This is a genomic window from Aequorivita todarodis (assembly GCF_028561335.1).
Taxonomy (GTDB): Bacteria; Bacteroidota; Bacteroidia; order Flavobacteriales; family Flavobacteriaceae; genus Aequorivita; species Aequorivita todarodis.
Genome location: NZ_JAQQTG010000041.1, coordinates 1 through 15208, shown reverse-complemented (window position 1 = coordinate 15208; position 15208 = coordinate 1). Strand labels below are relative to the sequence as shown.

General features: G+C 42.6%; 9 protein-coding genes and 1 other RNA gene. 3 read left to right on the top strand and 7 right to left on the bottom strand.

What is annotated here, in order from left to right; translation table 11 throughout:
• Positions 1 to 10: 10 nt before the first annotated feature.
• A complete protein-coding gene (locus POV26_RS11325) occupies positions 11 to 817 on the bottom strand; it encodes an SDR family NAD(P)-dependent oxidoreductase (RefSeq protein WP_272856585.1) in 807 nt (268 codons plus the stop codon).
• Between the two features lie 30 nt (positions 818 to 847).
• Positions 848 to 2056 (bottom strand): NAD(P)-dependent oxidoreductase, encoded by a 1209-nt coding sequence (locus POV26_RS11320; protein ID WP_272856607.1) that lies wholly within the window; start codon positions 2054 to 2056, stop codon positions 848 to 850.
• 149 nt (positions 2057 to 2205) lie between these two features.
• Here POV26_RS11320 and ssrA point away from each other — a divergent pair.
• Positions 2206 to 2619, top strand: a transfer-messenger RNA (tmRNA) gene (ssrA, locus tag POV26_RS11315).
• Between the two features lie 109 nt (positions 2620 to 2728).
• Here the strand turns inward: ssrA and POV26_RS11310 are convergent.
• From POV26_RS11310 to POV26_RS11300, 3 genes are all read right to left on the bottom strand, one after another.
• A complete protein-coding gene (locus POV26_RS11310; protein ID WP_272856584.1) occupies positions 2729 to 5020 on the bottom strand; it encodes a hypothetical protein in 2292 nt (763 codons plus the stop codon).
• Positions 5021 to 5225: 205 nt separating this feature from the next.
• Positions 5226 to 7385, bottom strand: a complete 2160-nt coding sequence (locus POV26_RS11305) for a peptidoglycan DD-metalloendopeptidase family protein (protein WP_272856583.1) — start codon at positions 7383 to 7385, stop codon at positions 5226 to 5228.
• A 404-nt stretch (positions 7386 to 7789) separates the two neighbouring features.
• Positions 7790 to 8527: a hypothetical protein gene (locus tag POV26_RS11300; RefSeq protein ID WP_272856582.1), complete on the bottom strand. Its 738-nt coding sequence runs from the start codon at positions 8525 to 8527 to the stop codon at positions 7790 to 7792.
• Positions 8528 to 9953: 1426 nt separating this feature from the next.
• Between POV26_RS11300 and POV26_RS11295 the strand changes: the two genes are divergently transcribed.
• Both POV26_RS11295 and POV26_RS11290 read left to right on the top strand, forming a co-directional pair.
• Complete coding sequence (locus POV26_RS11295; RefSeq protein ID WP_272856581.1) at positions 9954 to 10457, top strand: GreA/GreB family elongation factor; 504 nt, start codon at positions 9954 to 9956, stop codon at positions 10455 to 10457.
• A 128-nt stretch (positions 10458 to 10585) separates the two neighbouring features.
• Entirely contained in the window at positions 10586 to 12754 is a 2169-nt protein-coding gene (locus tag POV26_RS11290) for a S46 family peptidase (RefSeq protein ID WP_272856580.1), read from the top strand.
• A 76-nt stretch (positions 12755 to 12830) separates the two neighbouring features.
• Here POV26_RS11290 and POV26_RS11285 read toward each other — a convergent pair whose 3' ends face one another.
• Complete coding sequence (locus tag POV26_RS11285) at positions 12831 to 14951, bottom strand: M3 family metallopeptidase (protein ID WP_272856579.1); 2121 nt, start codon at positions 14949 to 14951, stop codon at positions 12831 to 12833.
• A gap of 131 nt (positions 14952 to 15082) precedes the next feature.
• Positions 15083 to 15190, bottom strand: coding sequence for a T9SS type A sorting domain-containing protein (locus POV26_RS15385; RefSeq protein ID WP_419180001.1), 108 nt, complete (start codon positions 15188 to 15190; stop codon positions 15083 to 15085).
• Between the last annotated feature and the right edge of the window lie 18 nt (positions 15191 to 15208).

The window sequence follows — 15208 nt, the reverse complement described above, 5'->3', positions numbered from 1 at the left end:
TGACTGGCCCTTAAGAATCCCTATTCTTTTCTTGAATCTTTCTTATAATAGCAGTAGCAGTGCGCCTTGGAACAAAGCGCGGCAACTTGGAAAGAAATTTATTGAAGTTTCCGGGAACGGCAACAACCTTCCCTTTTTGCATTGCTTCATAGCCATATTCGGCAACTTGCTTTGGGCAGGCAATATTAAACTTAATTTTGTTCTCCGAAACTTTCGCTCCATTGGAAACCACTTCCTGAAAACAAGTCTTGGTCTGGCCGGGACATAAACAGGTAACCGTAACTCCCGTCCCTTTCAATTCATTTGCAATTGCTTCGGAAAAAGAGAGGATATAGGCTTTTGAAGCGTAATACAACGACATCAACGGCCCAGGCTGAAAGGCGGCAAGCGAAGACATATTCAATATTTTTCCGCTGCCACGGGCAACCATTCCTTTTAATACAAGTTTTGTTAAATGCGTTGTGGTCATTACGTGCAGATTGAGCATGTCCATTTCGCGCTGCCAATCGGTATCGTTAAAGCTTCCAAATATTCCAAAACCAGCATTGTTAATCAGCACGTCTATGGGCTTGCCCTCTATAGCATGGAATATTTGCTCTGCCACATTGCTCCTACTTAAATCCTTAATGATCAATTGAATTTCCGAAGCATATTGGGCTGCAATTGTTTCTTTCGTCTTTTGTAGTTTTTCGGCATCTACATCTGCCAAAATTAGGTCGTATCCATCTTTGGCCAAAAGTAAGGCCAGTTCAAACCCAAGTCCCGAAGCGGCACCGGTTACCAGACCGGTTCCTCTTTTCTGTTCCTTATTTTTCAATCGCTCAATCGTTAACGAAAAGTTAAAACTTTAGTCGGCAATTTCCACATAATCCTTTAAATATGCAAATCTTGGCGTAAGTTTTCCATCTTCCGTAGTGATTCTGGCACGTTGTAAAATACCATCGCTATCGCCATTGAAGAATGCAGGAATCACGTTTTCCAAAAACATATCACCGAAACCTTCACTGGCGTCCTTGGGCAGCTCGCATGGCAAATTATCCACTGCCATTACAGTAATTGCCCCGGGGGCATCAAAAGCGGTTTCCGTTTCCGTCTTTGGGTTGTAGCCGTAAAAAGGATCGGCAATCGTGGAAGCCCTAATCGTGCAGGCAACAGGACCATCAACATCGCAGGAAATATCAGCCACAAAATTTATTTTGAAGTCTGGGCGTTTGGCATCTTCTTTTGTAAAAAGATAAGGCGCGTCATTGCCATAGAAATGTCCCGTAATAAACATGTCGCTAACCTTGGCGTATTTCATAAAATCGCTTTCGTAATCTTTAGGGTCTTCATAGAATTCTTGCTTGTTAAAAGCACCGCCGTCTTTGCGTTTGTTGTATTCTGAAACGTCTATCAAACAATACACTGGTTCATTATAGACTTTGGAAAGATATTCCGCATCGGTTACTTCGCGTATTTCCAAATGATCCAATATTTCCTTAGCGCCTCTAGCCACTTTGCCAGTTCCTGAAAGGATAATTTTTAGGTTTGGAAGCGAAATTTTATCCAGTTCGGCCTTTACAGCTTCCAAGTCTGGAAGGTTTTCAACTTTAGGAAGCGCGAACAATTTGTCGCGCAAGCCCAAACCTCTATAGCCATTGTAAGCGCCCACCAGACCTGCGTAATAGCCAAAGCCAATAAGCCTGTGCTTGTCTGCATTCACGATGGTTTCGTGGTCGAACATTTCAATGTTTTTATTGAGCATTGCCTTTAGCAGTCTGCGGTTGTAGGGTTGCTTTTTGATGGTATGGCTAAAAAAGAAATATTTCTTATTTGGAATTAACGCATCTATGGGCACTTCCTTTACGCCCAGCATCACGTCTGCCTCTGAAACATCATCCGTCACTTCAAAACCTGCCTCGCGGTAGGCATCATCTGGAAAGATGCGAACGTCTGAAGCTTCCACGATGATCTTGGCATCTGGAAATTTTTTTATGACTTCTTGGCACTTTTCCGGTGAAAAAACCACCCGACGGTCCGGCGGGTTTTTGCGCTCTTTGATGATGGCGAAAGTTATAGGCATTTTTGGTATGTTTATTGAGTAAATTAAAGCGGTCGCAAAGATAGGGTTTTTCATGTATCTTTGCCCTCTTTTAGATGATGAGACTTTATGACAATTGACGCCATACTGCCAACTGTTACTGTACACTGAACACTAAAAGAAAAGGGGCCGACTGGTTTTGACAGCGGGTCTAATTGTATTGTAAGCATGCCGAGCGCTGGGACACAGCTCGTAAATCTCAGGTTTCACACTTTTTAAACGGCGAGAATAACTACGCCCTAGCTGCATAATCCGAATCATAGTAGGATGTGCCTCGGCCCACAAGGTGGGCAAGCAGGAAGTCGCTCGAAGGCCTTGGTTTACGGCGTTCGATATAGCGGCTTCGTAAAAGTAAACCTAGCGATGCTAGTGCTTTGATGGCATCGTGAATGCCGATACCTATCGGCGCAAGTAAAGATAAGGAGTGCGTTGGTAGTTTTCGACCGGCAATCTCTCGAAAACCTAAATGAAAACTAAGCATGTAGAAAGCATTATAATTGCGCGTTTGGACGAGGGTTCGAATCCCTCCGGCTCCACTTTCGCCCTCCGAAGCTTTGCGCTTTTCAGCAAAGCGTAGGAGGGCTTTTACTTATAAAAAAACCCATAGAAAAAATCTACGGGCTTTTTGGCTAATTGATTTACATCAATCTATGGCTCCAGCGCAAACGCTACTGTTCTGCTATAATCTCTGGCAACGCGTGATATTCCGTCCGTGGCCGTTGAAATTATGTGCAGTGTTTCGGCAAAGGCTGCTTTTCCAGCGCCGTTTTCGTAACATTCACCCAATAAATCTGACGGTGCGAACTCCTTGCTATATATTTCAAAGAAAGGATGCAACGCATCAAATCCCAAGGTATATCCCGAGGCACTGTCTATCACCATTCCTCGTGCATTGGCTATGGATACGCCCCCGCAACTGCCTTTAACGACGTTAAACCTAAATTCGGCAAAGTTTGTGGGATGGGCTGCCCTAAATGACAACTCAAGCACTTTTTCTATACCATCAGGTCTGTACTTCACAAAACCACAGCAGTTGGATGATGCAGGCACGCCATCTACATTTACTGTGTATATATCGCCTACACATTGGCCATTGTCAATCCTTATAAGCATCTTGAAGGCATCAGCGTTCGAAGCTGTAGGATTTTCCAAAAGGATGTTGGGCGCATTCTCGCTATACCTCGCATCGTCGTGCCTTGGGGTTTTAAAGTTCGCTTTTGGAATGTTTTGCAATAGGTTTCCAGCTTGGTCAAACAGTTCCAATTTCAGCTCGTACAGACCATTCTCGAAATCCTCTACAACCGTAGTATCAAACTGGATGGTATCCATATAATAGGTCTGCTGGTGCCAATGTGGATGGGAGTCCGCAGGCACATTAAATGGCGCCATTGTAGGCTCTTCTGGCGGAATAATGTACAAGTTATCATTGGGACCTACGGTAAATGGACCGAGTTTCTTACTTTCCGGTGCCCATTGCCAGTCACCATTGGTATCCTTATAACGATATTGATATCCCTTTCTTACTTCCCCATTTTTGGGAGGCAACGGTTTATACGAATCACCTACATAAACCAAATCGGCATTGGCGCGCTGCCTGTAACTCCAGCGATAGTAATATACATTTGAGTTTGGCAGGGCTGGCCCAAAGCCCATTCTTAATATGGGACTTCCCCCAAACGGTCTTTTGTAGTCATCTACTGTTGTAACCAGGAAGCTGTCCCCGGCCGCGCCTGCGTCAGTAAGGCCGATACGGTCATACAATTTGCCCTGGTCGGGAGGTGCTAACAATTGATGCCCTTGTTTTATATGGGAAACGCTGGCATGGCCTACAGTGCGTATCCATACATCCTCGCCAATAAGCTCGCAATCGCAACAACAATCGCCAGCAACCTTAGGATGGGTCAAGTGGATATTGATATCGGTACCGCAGACGTAGTTCCAATGGGTATTGCATGGTTTGGGCGGTTTGTACACCGTAGTCCACACCCCATCTATCATATATTCAACCCAAATATAGATATCGGGCTTATCGCCAAAGCAATTGTAGTAAACATTCTTTTCAAACCTGCCGGCGGCATTGGTTTCTACTACCGCCAATTCCTGGCAACGGTAAAAATAGGGCCACCACCAAGGCCAAAAGCAGAACCACGGATGTAACAGGGTATAGTTTTTCACTAGGGTATCCCGGATAACATTTAAGTTGCGAGAGGCAAGTTGTTGTTTAATTTCAGGACCCAATTCAGGTAATGCGGAAAGTGTTTCCTTTTGTATTTCTGGAAGGGATTGTGTCTTGAAAATATTCTCTTGATTTTGCTCCGCCATCATTGAAAACCGCTCAATCCGTTGTAACGGCCCGGGATCTGGAATGGGAATGGGCACTTTGAACGTAGGATTTAATACGGCATCGGGCACCTTGGCAATAATGTGATCCGGTATTTTACTGATCCAATATATTATCGGGTCTATTTCACAAATATGCACCCGCGCCCGGCATACGGGAAGGTCCTCCCAGCCATTGCCAAAGTTGAACCATTTTGACACTTTTCCACTTACACGGCATTTACACTTAATCCAAAAAATGGACAGCCTTTCGGGAATAGGCAAGATGTCCAGTACATTGTTGTCGTTCAGCCTTAAAATAGGCTCATATGCCTTATAGCTTTGCAACTCTTGCGTAGTTTTAACGTGAAGGATTTTTTTATCGGAAGCTGGAGCAATAAATAGCCTTAGCTGTTCAGGATCTATTTTCCGATGTCTGTTCCCCGGAGGTAATTTGTCAAGATTAAACTCTAGAACATTGTTTTTCACATATTGCCATTGCAGCAATATTCCCCTGCAATTAAAGAGAAAGCCAACAAGCGGCAACTCTATTTCGGGTGGTCGTTCAAAATCTACATAGATCTTGAATTTTCTGTTGAAGTCTTCAGGATTTTTTGCCATGATTACTATTTTTTAAGTTTAATGCCTACTCTTTTACATTTGGATTTTGGGCTTACTCCATTTTAGTGTACTTATATTCTATGGAATGGAGAGGAGCATAAACTTCAGTTTCGGAAGATTGAAGTGTTATGGGGTCTATTTATCGAGCTGAAAAAGAATGCTTTCTTTTACAACTTATTGCAATACGATTTGATCGCAAATACTATTATTTGGACCAAATGCCTTCGTAGCGTGCTTTGTTGCCGTCCTCATAACCCGCTACGCAACGGGTGAGGTAGCCATTTGAAAGCATATTGGTATATTCGGCCTGATATTGCGAACCAGAGAGATGGTGCTTTTCCCACCACGCGTTATAATCGGGCGCATTTTTGTACCAAATCCCGCTCAAATAAGGTTTGCCTCCTTTCACATAGGCATCCAAATAAACCAGCTTGAACTTTTTGGTATCGGTATATTCCTTAAAGTAGTTCTTAAAAGCTTGCAGATCCATAGCTGGGCGCAGGTAAAAACCACCTGTTTTCTTCTTCTCCCAAAGGGCGGCAACATAGGTTTTTGACCCTTTGTGTACGCAAGAAACGTTTGCGGGCACCCATCCGGCCTTGTGGTGCTTTTCAAAATTGGCCTCATGCCACGACAAGGAACGTCCGTGATAGGCCATCCATTTTACCGAGCTGTCCTTTTTCCAGACCGCGGCGTACCGTAGCTTGCCGCCCAATAAATAGGAATTTATATTGATAAGCCTATACCCGGCCTTGACCCATTTATTAAATTCAGCTTGATACTTTGTGCCGTCCATATTATGGCGGGCTACCCAGGCCACATTTTTTGAAGGACGGAAAATAACGTTGAAATAGGTTTTTCCGTTCACATCGAAGCCATCTACCCAAACGGGGTAATAGCCGCAGGTCCATATCTTGTCAAATTCAGCTTGATAGCTATTATTTCTTACCCCATGTTTTGCAACCTCGCCCCAATTGGTCGGATATTCGCAATAGGGATGTTCCATAGCCACAAAACAGGCCTTGCTTTTCTTTCCGGGAATGCCCTGATTATTGAGTTTGGACCAATTTATATTGGACTTTGGGGTTTTGTAATTACCCTTTCCTATGGTATAACCCGTATTAAACAGTAAGGGCCGGAAAGCACCTTTGTCCGGTTCCGCATCGCTTTTATACTTTTTTATATGGATATGGAGGTGGGGACCCGAGGAGTTACCGGAATTTCCAGCCTTCCCCAGAACTGCGCCTTTCTTTACAGTCGCCCCTTTTTTCAGCAAGGCCTTGGTCAAGGAACCTTTCTGCATATGGGCATATAGGGCCACCACGTTGCCGTGCCGGATGTAAAAATGGTTTCCGCCTCCGCCAAGATCAAAAGAGCCCCAAAGTTCGGCCTTCTGTTTTGCCATCCCTGCTTCGGAACCGTCGGGCTTCCAGTTGTTGGGAATGTTGTTTTCAAAATGGAGCACTGTTCCGTCTGCCATCGCCCTAACGGGCTTGCCCCAGATGCGGAAATGTTCGTTCTTGCTACCGTCCTTATTGGGCAACAAAGCACGCCAAGCTTTGTCCTTATAGGCTTCCACTCCCAAATCGTAAGCAAAGACCTGGCTTCCGCCGCCGTGCATGGAGTAGCCCGTTACAAATTCGTCATCGCCAAAATCTGTTTTGCTAAAAGGAAAGGCAAGCCCATGCGAATAAGGTTTCAGGTTTTTGGTAACGCTGAGGGCACCACTGTAATTTTTAAAATAAAAACTCAGTTTTATTTTATTAGGAAATGGGCTGTCCAGAAAAACCACATCGCCGTTTTCGTGATAATCGCGGCTGTTCTGCCAACTGGCCCAATGATATGGTTCAATAACGAGTTTGTCGGCAGGAAGAAATACATCCTTTTTAACGGTCGTATTCCCCTTTTTGTATTCCAGCACCACCTTGTCCAGATCCACGGTTTCGGTCCCTTTATTGTATATTTTGGTCCAAACGGAAAGTTGTGCCAAGGGAGCTTCTTGGCTGGTAAAACCCGGCGTGGGGTGATACAGCACATAATCGCCCTCTGTGGGTTCCAACGCAAATTCAATATTTGCCGGGGCATTTGCGCCCTTCTTGAAAATCTGGGAGTCAATTTTCTTGGGATCGAAGCGAACAGGTTTGTCCTCGGTAAATTTAAAGTGTCTGATTTGGGCAATACTTCCCACGTTTTTTAAAGTGGTGGCTGAAACTCTTGATGACTTTAACTTTGGGGTTCGCCCCACAGCTGTCTTGAAAACAGGTTTGGTCGTTCTTTTTGCTACCGTCTTTTTGGTAGTTGCAGCCTTTTTAGGGGTCGCCTTTTTGAGCGGAAGCCCCACTTTGATGATTTTTTTTGCGGTCATCTTAATAGATTTTGAGGTTGAACAAAATGTAAGAAACCAATCGGGAAGTAATTGCCGAATTAAAAGCAGGTATGCTTAAAAAGAGGAGAGTTTCAGCCAGCAGCTATAAAATAGATGGCTGACTGGTGTAAATTTAGCAAATTATTGAATATCAAACGCTTTTAAAAGTATTTTATTTTATTTCAACAAAGAAATATAGGTTTTTAACAACCTTTTTATCATTAAAGGATACCAATATCAAATTGAAAAACTGTGTCCAATTGCTTATTTAGGACACAGTTTTTTTGTAAGTAGATATTGTAATTAAATACCTTTCAAACGAGCTTAGGCTCACAACACTGTTGGCGCTTCATTTCATAAATAAAACCCACCAACAGCTATTTGGTATTGGCGGGTTTATCTGCTTAGAAAGATAAGGCGAAATCAATACTCAAAGCTCCAGAATTTTCTCTATAAACATCACTTGAATATCCTCCATAATAATAATAATCATAAAATTCCATGCTCTGCAGCTCATAACTCAAGCCAACGTTCAAGGCTACGCTTTCAGATACATTAAAAGTAACTCCTGTTGCTGGGCTCACCAACAACCCTACCGTCTCGAAATCATTGGAAGCATTAAAGGTGTAACCAACGGACAAAGCAAAATAGGGGGATACTTTTTTATCCAAGACATTGGCCCTTGCATGCACAAAGACCGGGATGAGCGCAGCCTCGGCATCAAAATAATAACGCAGCCCCGTTCCCCCTCCAATAAAGAAGTAAGGGCTAATCTGTCCTCCATTGATGAGATTGATTTTTAAACGATCCATTCCGTAAGTGCCAAGGCCAAATTGGTAACCAAATTCTGCAATTCCTCTGTAGCCGCTTTGCAATCCTTCCCCTTCACTGGTAGAAGCAGGGCTTTCAACCCTTGCTATGGGTTTTTCCTCTTTGGTGATTTTTTGAATTTCATCCATTTGATATACGAAGATGCTTTTGTCAGCAGTTTCAATCTTAATGGATTCGTTAGGCACTTGTTCAATTACTACACCGCGAATGATGCTTCCATTTTTTAAATAAACAACATCTTGGTAGTGGTTTTGAGCGATTGTAAAGGTGCTGATTAAAATAAATAAAATAAGGGTGGTAACTTTTTTCATGTGTATTATATTTTGATTAATAATTATTGTTTTATGTGCTGAATTCTCAATATTTAAAAGATTTGAAGCATGAATCAGGATGAATCATATTTTAATTTATCTTTTTTGGAATGTAATTGGAAACAGGAAGAAAGAAAGAGAAGTAACTTTTTTGTCATTGGGCTGGAGTTTATCTATCTATATATTTTTTCAAATATAAAATAATAAAAAAGCATCCTTTTACGGGAAACCGCATTGGCATCAAATTTTCTGTGAGAAGACCAAATATATCAAATTCGCAAAACACTGCGCTAGTAATAATAGGATTGCCGATAAAAGGAGCGACGAGCGAAAAAGTAAGAGGTCTCGACTGCACTCGATCTGATATTTTAGACCGGAAGGGTGAGCGACGAGATGAAAACGAATGGCCGTCCACAAATTATGCGTCGTTAGTTCCCCAAACTTCAGAACTTCACAACACTTCTAATTTCTATTTTCTATTTTCTAAAACTTCCTTTCATTTATTTATCTTTACCTTCAGAAACATACGCAGGTATTGTTTTTTAATTCTTAAAACGTTTATTATGGGTGTAGGAAATCTATTTATCGCCACAGTTATCTTGTTCTTGGTATTGTTTATAATCAGCTATATTCAGGGGCCGGAATAGCAGACGAGGAAAAAACGACGAGGGACAAAGTGCCGAGGATAAATTAGAAAACGATAGGTCTCGATATAAATTTGAACGCTGCTCAACCTCTCTTTTCTGGTTTCCGAAGTTAAATTTGTCCAACTTATTTAGACAAGGCTCCACCGCTTTCGTCGCCGAATTTGAAATGGGAGCTTAACGTTTCAACCAATAGTTTCTTAAACTACTGAAATGTGTTATTTTAGCTTTTAACTTCCCGATTGCTGTTTATGAATGAACGTCCTACTGCTATTGCTGCACTGCTTAGTTGTTTTTTAGGGGTACTATGTTTTTTAATATTGCTTTACGCAAGTAATGATGCCACGGATATATTGATCATATTATTCGTAGTTTTCATTTTTTTAACAATCGTTCTCAGCGGAATTAGTCTTTTTATAAAACGAAATACAATAGCTTGGATAGCCTTTTTTATTGGGGCCATTTTTAGTGTTCTTTTTTTGGTGACGCTACTGTTATTAAGGAATATGTGCGTGATTTGCTGATACTTTAACGGGATTGATCCTGCGCAGTACAGCAGGACTCAATACCTGCGGTTTAAGTTTGGGGATTATTTTTAAAACGCGCCTTTCTTTCCGCCGATTTTGTGTGCTTAGCTATGAGATTTGCAGCCACCTACCATCTCCACTAAAGTTGCTGCGACATACTGATAGTGTAGTTTGCTAGCGAAGACACAAGCTATTTCAGCACAAGTGGAGACAACCCTCCCTAAAAATAAGTACCTTTAATTTCAAAAAATCATCATGAGCCGAGGTTTTGTAAAAGAAGGGGACCAAGAGGAAACGCCCATCATCCCGCCACGCGCCGCACTACCTGTTGGCGCAATCAATTATGTTACCCCTTTGGGAATGGAATTGTTGCAAGCCGAAAGGGAGAAACTGGAGGATGAACGCACCAATCTACCCACTACAGACGAACAGCAACGCCGCATAGAGCTGGCGGTGCTCAACGGCAAATTGGACATGCTTAACGAGCGCATTGCTTCCGCCAGGGTTCTGGATCCAGCAACACAGCCTAAGGAAGAAATTCGCTTTGGCGCTACGGTTACCTATAAAATCGCCACATCCCCTTCGCCCCAAACCTTTCAGATAGTGGGTGTGGACGAAGCCGATATTGCCAAACGAAAAATAGCCTTCGTCGCGCCCATTGCGGTAGCACTCACAGGCCATAAGGCTGGCGAAGTAGTAAAATTCAAATTGGGTGGGGAAATCAGAAAGGTAGAAATTTTGAATATCCGTTACAATTAATAACCGATCGAACCAACATCCAAATAATACAACACAGTAAAAAATAAGCCAGGAAGAATACAAATCTTAATTCCCAAAATTCCCCCTATATGCTTATCTTGCACGCTATCATTAGAAAAACCATTATTATGAAATTAGTACGCCTGCTCTTTATTTTTTTGTCCCTACCCTTATTCGCCCAGCAAGGTGGCATGTGGATCCCTTCGCTTTTGGAGGGAATGAACGAGTCTGAAATGACCAACCTCGGCATGAAAATGACCGCCAAGGATATTTATGACGTTAACAATGCCAGCCTTAAGGATGCCGTACCCCACTTTAACGGCGGATGTACTTCCGAGGTTATCAGCAACCAAGGGCTTTTGCTTACCAACCACCACTGCGGGTATTCGCAGATACAGAGCCATTCCTCTTTGGAAAATGATTATCTGGAAAATGGATTTTGGGCAATGAGCCTTAAGGAAGAACTTCCCAATCCTGGCGTTACGGCAACCTTTATCGTAAAAATAGAAGACGTCACGGCTCAAGTAATGAACGGCATTACCCAAGCAATGACCGAAGCCGATAAGCAGAAAAAAATTGAAGAAAACATTGCCTACGTTGCACAGACTTCTCCCAAAGAGGCTTGGCAGGAAAATCGAGTGCGTACCTTTTACGAAGGCAACCAATATATGCTATTTGTTGTTGAAACCTATAAAGATGTTCGTTTGGTGGGAGCGCCGCCTTCCTCCATCGGGAAGTTTGGTAGCGATACCGACAACTGGATATGGCCACGACATACGGGCGACTTTTCCCTTTTCAGAATTTATGCCGATAAAAACAACCGTCCCGCTGAATATTCCGAAGACAACGTACCCTACACCCCGAAACATTTTTTGCCAATCTCCCTGGACGGCGTAGCTGAAAATGATTTCACGTTAGTCTTTGGCTACCCCGGAACTACCGATGAATATTTGCCTTCCATAGCCATTGAGCAGGTCATCAACACGATCAATCCGGCGCGTATTGCCATTCGCGATGCTGCCTTGGCCATTCAGGATAAATACATGCGTGCCGATCCGCAGATCAAGATTCAATATGCTTCCAAGTTTGCCCGCATTGCCAATTACTGGAAAAAATGGAAAGGAGAAACGCTCGGTTTGACAAAAAGTAACGCAGTAGGCATCAAAAAACAGCAGGAAAGCGCGCTGATTTCCCAAATAAATAAAAAGGGAAAACAGCAGGAATACGGCCAACTATTGCCACAATTCGAAAAATATTACACCGCTATTGAGCCTTATGCCTTGGCCCGTGAATATTTCTTGGAAACCGTATTGCGAAACGTTGAACTGCTTCAGATGGCCTACCAAGCCTACCAATTGAAACAGGTTTATGAAAATCGTGGATCCCAATCTTTTGAGGATAGAAGAAACAACCTCATTCAAAGAGCGCAGGGCCATTATAAAGATTACAATAAGCAAGTGGACGAAGAAGTATTTGAGGCCTTGATCGCGCTCTACGCAAAGAACGTTCCGGCACAGTTTTTACCAGATTCCTTCAAAAACTTAAATGCGGAATCACTTACCAATACTATTTATAAAAACTCTGCTTTTGTGGATTATGCTTCCTTAAAAAATCTTTTGGAAGGCGATGCGGAGACAGTTATTGCGAAGTTAAACAACGATGCAGGATTTAAAGTGGTAACCGAAATGGCCGATGCCTATTTTGAAAAAGTAGCCCCAAAATACGAAGAATTGGAACTGAACATCTCCGGCCTTCAGCGCGATTATATGAAAGCCCTACTGGAATTGAGCCCGAAGGAAGCGCGCATTTTCCCCAATGCCAACAGAACCCTGCGTGTAACCTATGGAAAAGTGGCCGGCTACTCCCCTGCCGATGCCATTTATTACGAGCCCGTTACCCATCTTGAGGGCGTTATGCAGAAATACATTCCGGGCGATTATGAATTTGATGTGCCCCAAAAATTGATTGACCTTTACAAAACAAAAGATTATGGCCCCTATGGCGAAAACGGCAAAATGCCCGTTAACTTCATCGGAACCAATCATACCACGGGTGGAAATTCTGGAAGCCCCGCCATTGATGCCTACGGAAACCTAATAGGCCTAAATTTCGACCGTGTGTGGGAAGGCACCATGAGCGATTATTACTACGATCCTGCCCTATCGCGCAATATTATGGTGGATATTCGCTATGTGCTTTTTATAATGGATAAATACGCCGGAGCAAAGAATTTGATTGATGAATTGAAACTTGTACATCCTAAGAAGGATAAGAAAAATTCTAAAAAGAAAAAGTAACAAAAAGCTTGCTATATTAACTGCGAATGCACGAATAATTATACAGAACTATTCGTGCATTCATAGTTATTATTTTTTACTTCAACCCTCTCGCTTTTAGCATAGGCTCAATCTTCGGATCGCTTCCACGCCAGTCTTTGTACATTTTTTCAAGATTTAGCGTGTTTCCTCTGGAAAGTATCATATCGCGGAAACGCTGGCCATTTTCACGGGTCAAGCCTCCATGGGTTTCAAACCAGTTGTAGGCATCGTGGTCCAGCATCTCAGTCCAGGAATAGGAATAATAGCCTGCGGCATATCCTCCCGCAAAAATATGGGAGAAATAGGTAGAGCGGTATCTGGGGGGTACGGCATGCACTACATCCAGTTTCGTTTTGTGCAGCGCTTCCTTTTCAAAAGCATTTACATCCTCAATTTTTCTATCGGCCGTAATGGTGTGCCACTGCATATCTAAGTTTGAGGCTGCCAAATTTTCGGTTAGGCTATACCCCTGGTTAAAAGTGCTTGAATTTTTTATTTTATCAATTAGTTCCTGCGGAATCTGTTCCCCAGTCTTATAGTGAATTGCATAGTTTTTCAACACCTCTGGATACAACGCCCAGTTTTCATTGAATTGTGAAGGAAATTCAACAAAATCGCGCGCAACGGAAGTTCCGGAAAGCGAAGGATATTGTTGGTCCGCAAAAAAGCCATGGAGGGCATGGCCAAATTCGTGGAACACGGTCGTAACTTCATCATAAGTAAGCAATGCCGGCTTATTACCCGATGGTTTGGGAAAATTGCACACGTTGTATATTACGGGCTTCTTATTGTACAATTTAGATTGGGTTACAAAATTATCCATCCAGGCACCACCGCTTTTGCTGGGGCGCGCAAAATAATCTGTATAAAAAAGTCCGAGCTGGTCGCCATTTTCCTCGAAGAGTTCATACACTTTTACGTCTTCCTGATAAACTGGGATATCAGTTCTTTCTTTGTAAGTAATACCGTATAATTTGTTGGCCGCATAAAAAACGCCTTTCTCCAAAACATTATTCAGTTCAAAATAGGGCTTTATTTGGTTCTCGTCTAGGTCGTATTTTTCCTTTCGGACCATTTCAGCGTAATAGTTCCAATCCCAAGGTTCCAGGGTAAAATCCTGTCCTTTTGCTTTGATCATTTTCTGGATTTCATCAGCTTCCACTTGTGCCTTGGCAGTGGCAGCAGGAATGAGTCCGCTGAAAAATTTATTCACATTTTCAGGGGTTTTGGCCATGGTTTTTTGAAGGCTCCATTCGGCATAATTGTTAAAGCCTAAAAGCTTTGCCTTTTGGGCGCGCACTTCCACGAGTTCCTTAATAATTTCACTGGTATCATTTGCTCCATGATCTGCCCTGTGCCAAGCCGCTTGAAACAGTTTTTCACGACTTGCCCTATTCTCCATAGATTGCAACAAAGGTTGTTGGGTAGTGTTTTGCAGTGGAATAGTCCAGCCCTTGCCGTCCTTGTTTTCTTTAGATTTCAGAAAATCCCCATCCACACCAGCTAAGTCTTCCTTATTTGTAAAAGTTACGGCACCGGCATTGTTGGCATCCAAAAGAGTCTTGCCAAATTTCGTGGTAAGGGTCGCTATTTTTTCATTGTATTCCTTTAGTTTTTCTTTGTCCGCTGCAGAAAGGTTGGCTCCCGCTATTTCAAAATCTTCGTAATAATTTTCAAGCAATTTTAAGGATTCGGCATCCAGATTCAGGGTTTCTTTCTTATCGTGAAGGGTTTTAAAACGCTGAAACAATTTTTCATTCAAATAGATCATATCGTTTTGGGCTGCGAATTTGGGCGCCATTTCCTCTTCTACAGCCTGAAGGGTCTCATTGGTATTTGAACCAGCCAGCGCATAAAATACCTGTGACGTTCTATTTAGCAGTTCCCCACTTTTTTCTAAGGCGAGCACGGTGTTATCAAATGTGGGTGCTTCTTCAGAATTGGCAATTGCCGCTACGGCTTTCTTCTGTTCTTCAATTCCTTTGAGCATTGCAGGCTTAAAGTCTTCGTCTTTTATTTTTGAAAAATCCGGCGCGCCATAGGGCAAGGTACTTTCAGAAAGCAGCGGGTTTTCGGTATTGTTCATGTCTTCTTTACTTTGGTTTGATTTTTCTTTGGAATTGTTGCAAGCCACAACAAGAAGGGCAAGCGCTAAAAAGGGAATTGCTTTTTTCATTTTTTGTTGATTTTTTAATGGAAATGTAAAGATATAGAATTAAAGAACACAACCATCTGAACCTTATAAAATCAAAAACCCCCTCAGCAAAAGCTGAAGGGGTTTCCTCATTTTGGTTGGTTATTTGGTGATTACTCTTTAATCAAGCGTTTCACAGTGCTTGCGCTGTCACCAATAATCTGTACCATATAAACTCCAGAAGCAAGCGATGAAACATCTACTGTCTTCACGCCCTGCATTGCGCGAAGGTCTGTCTG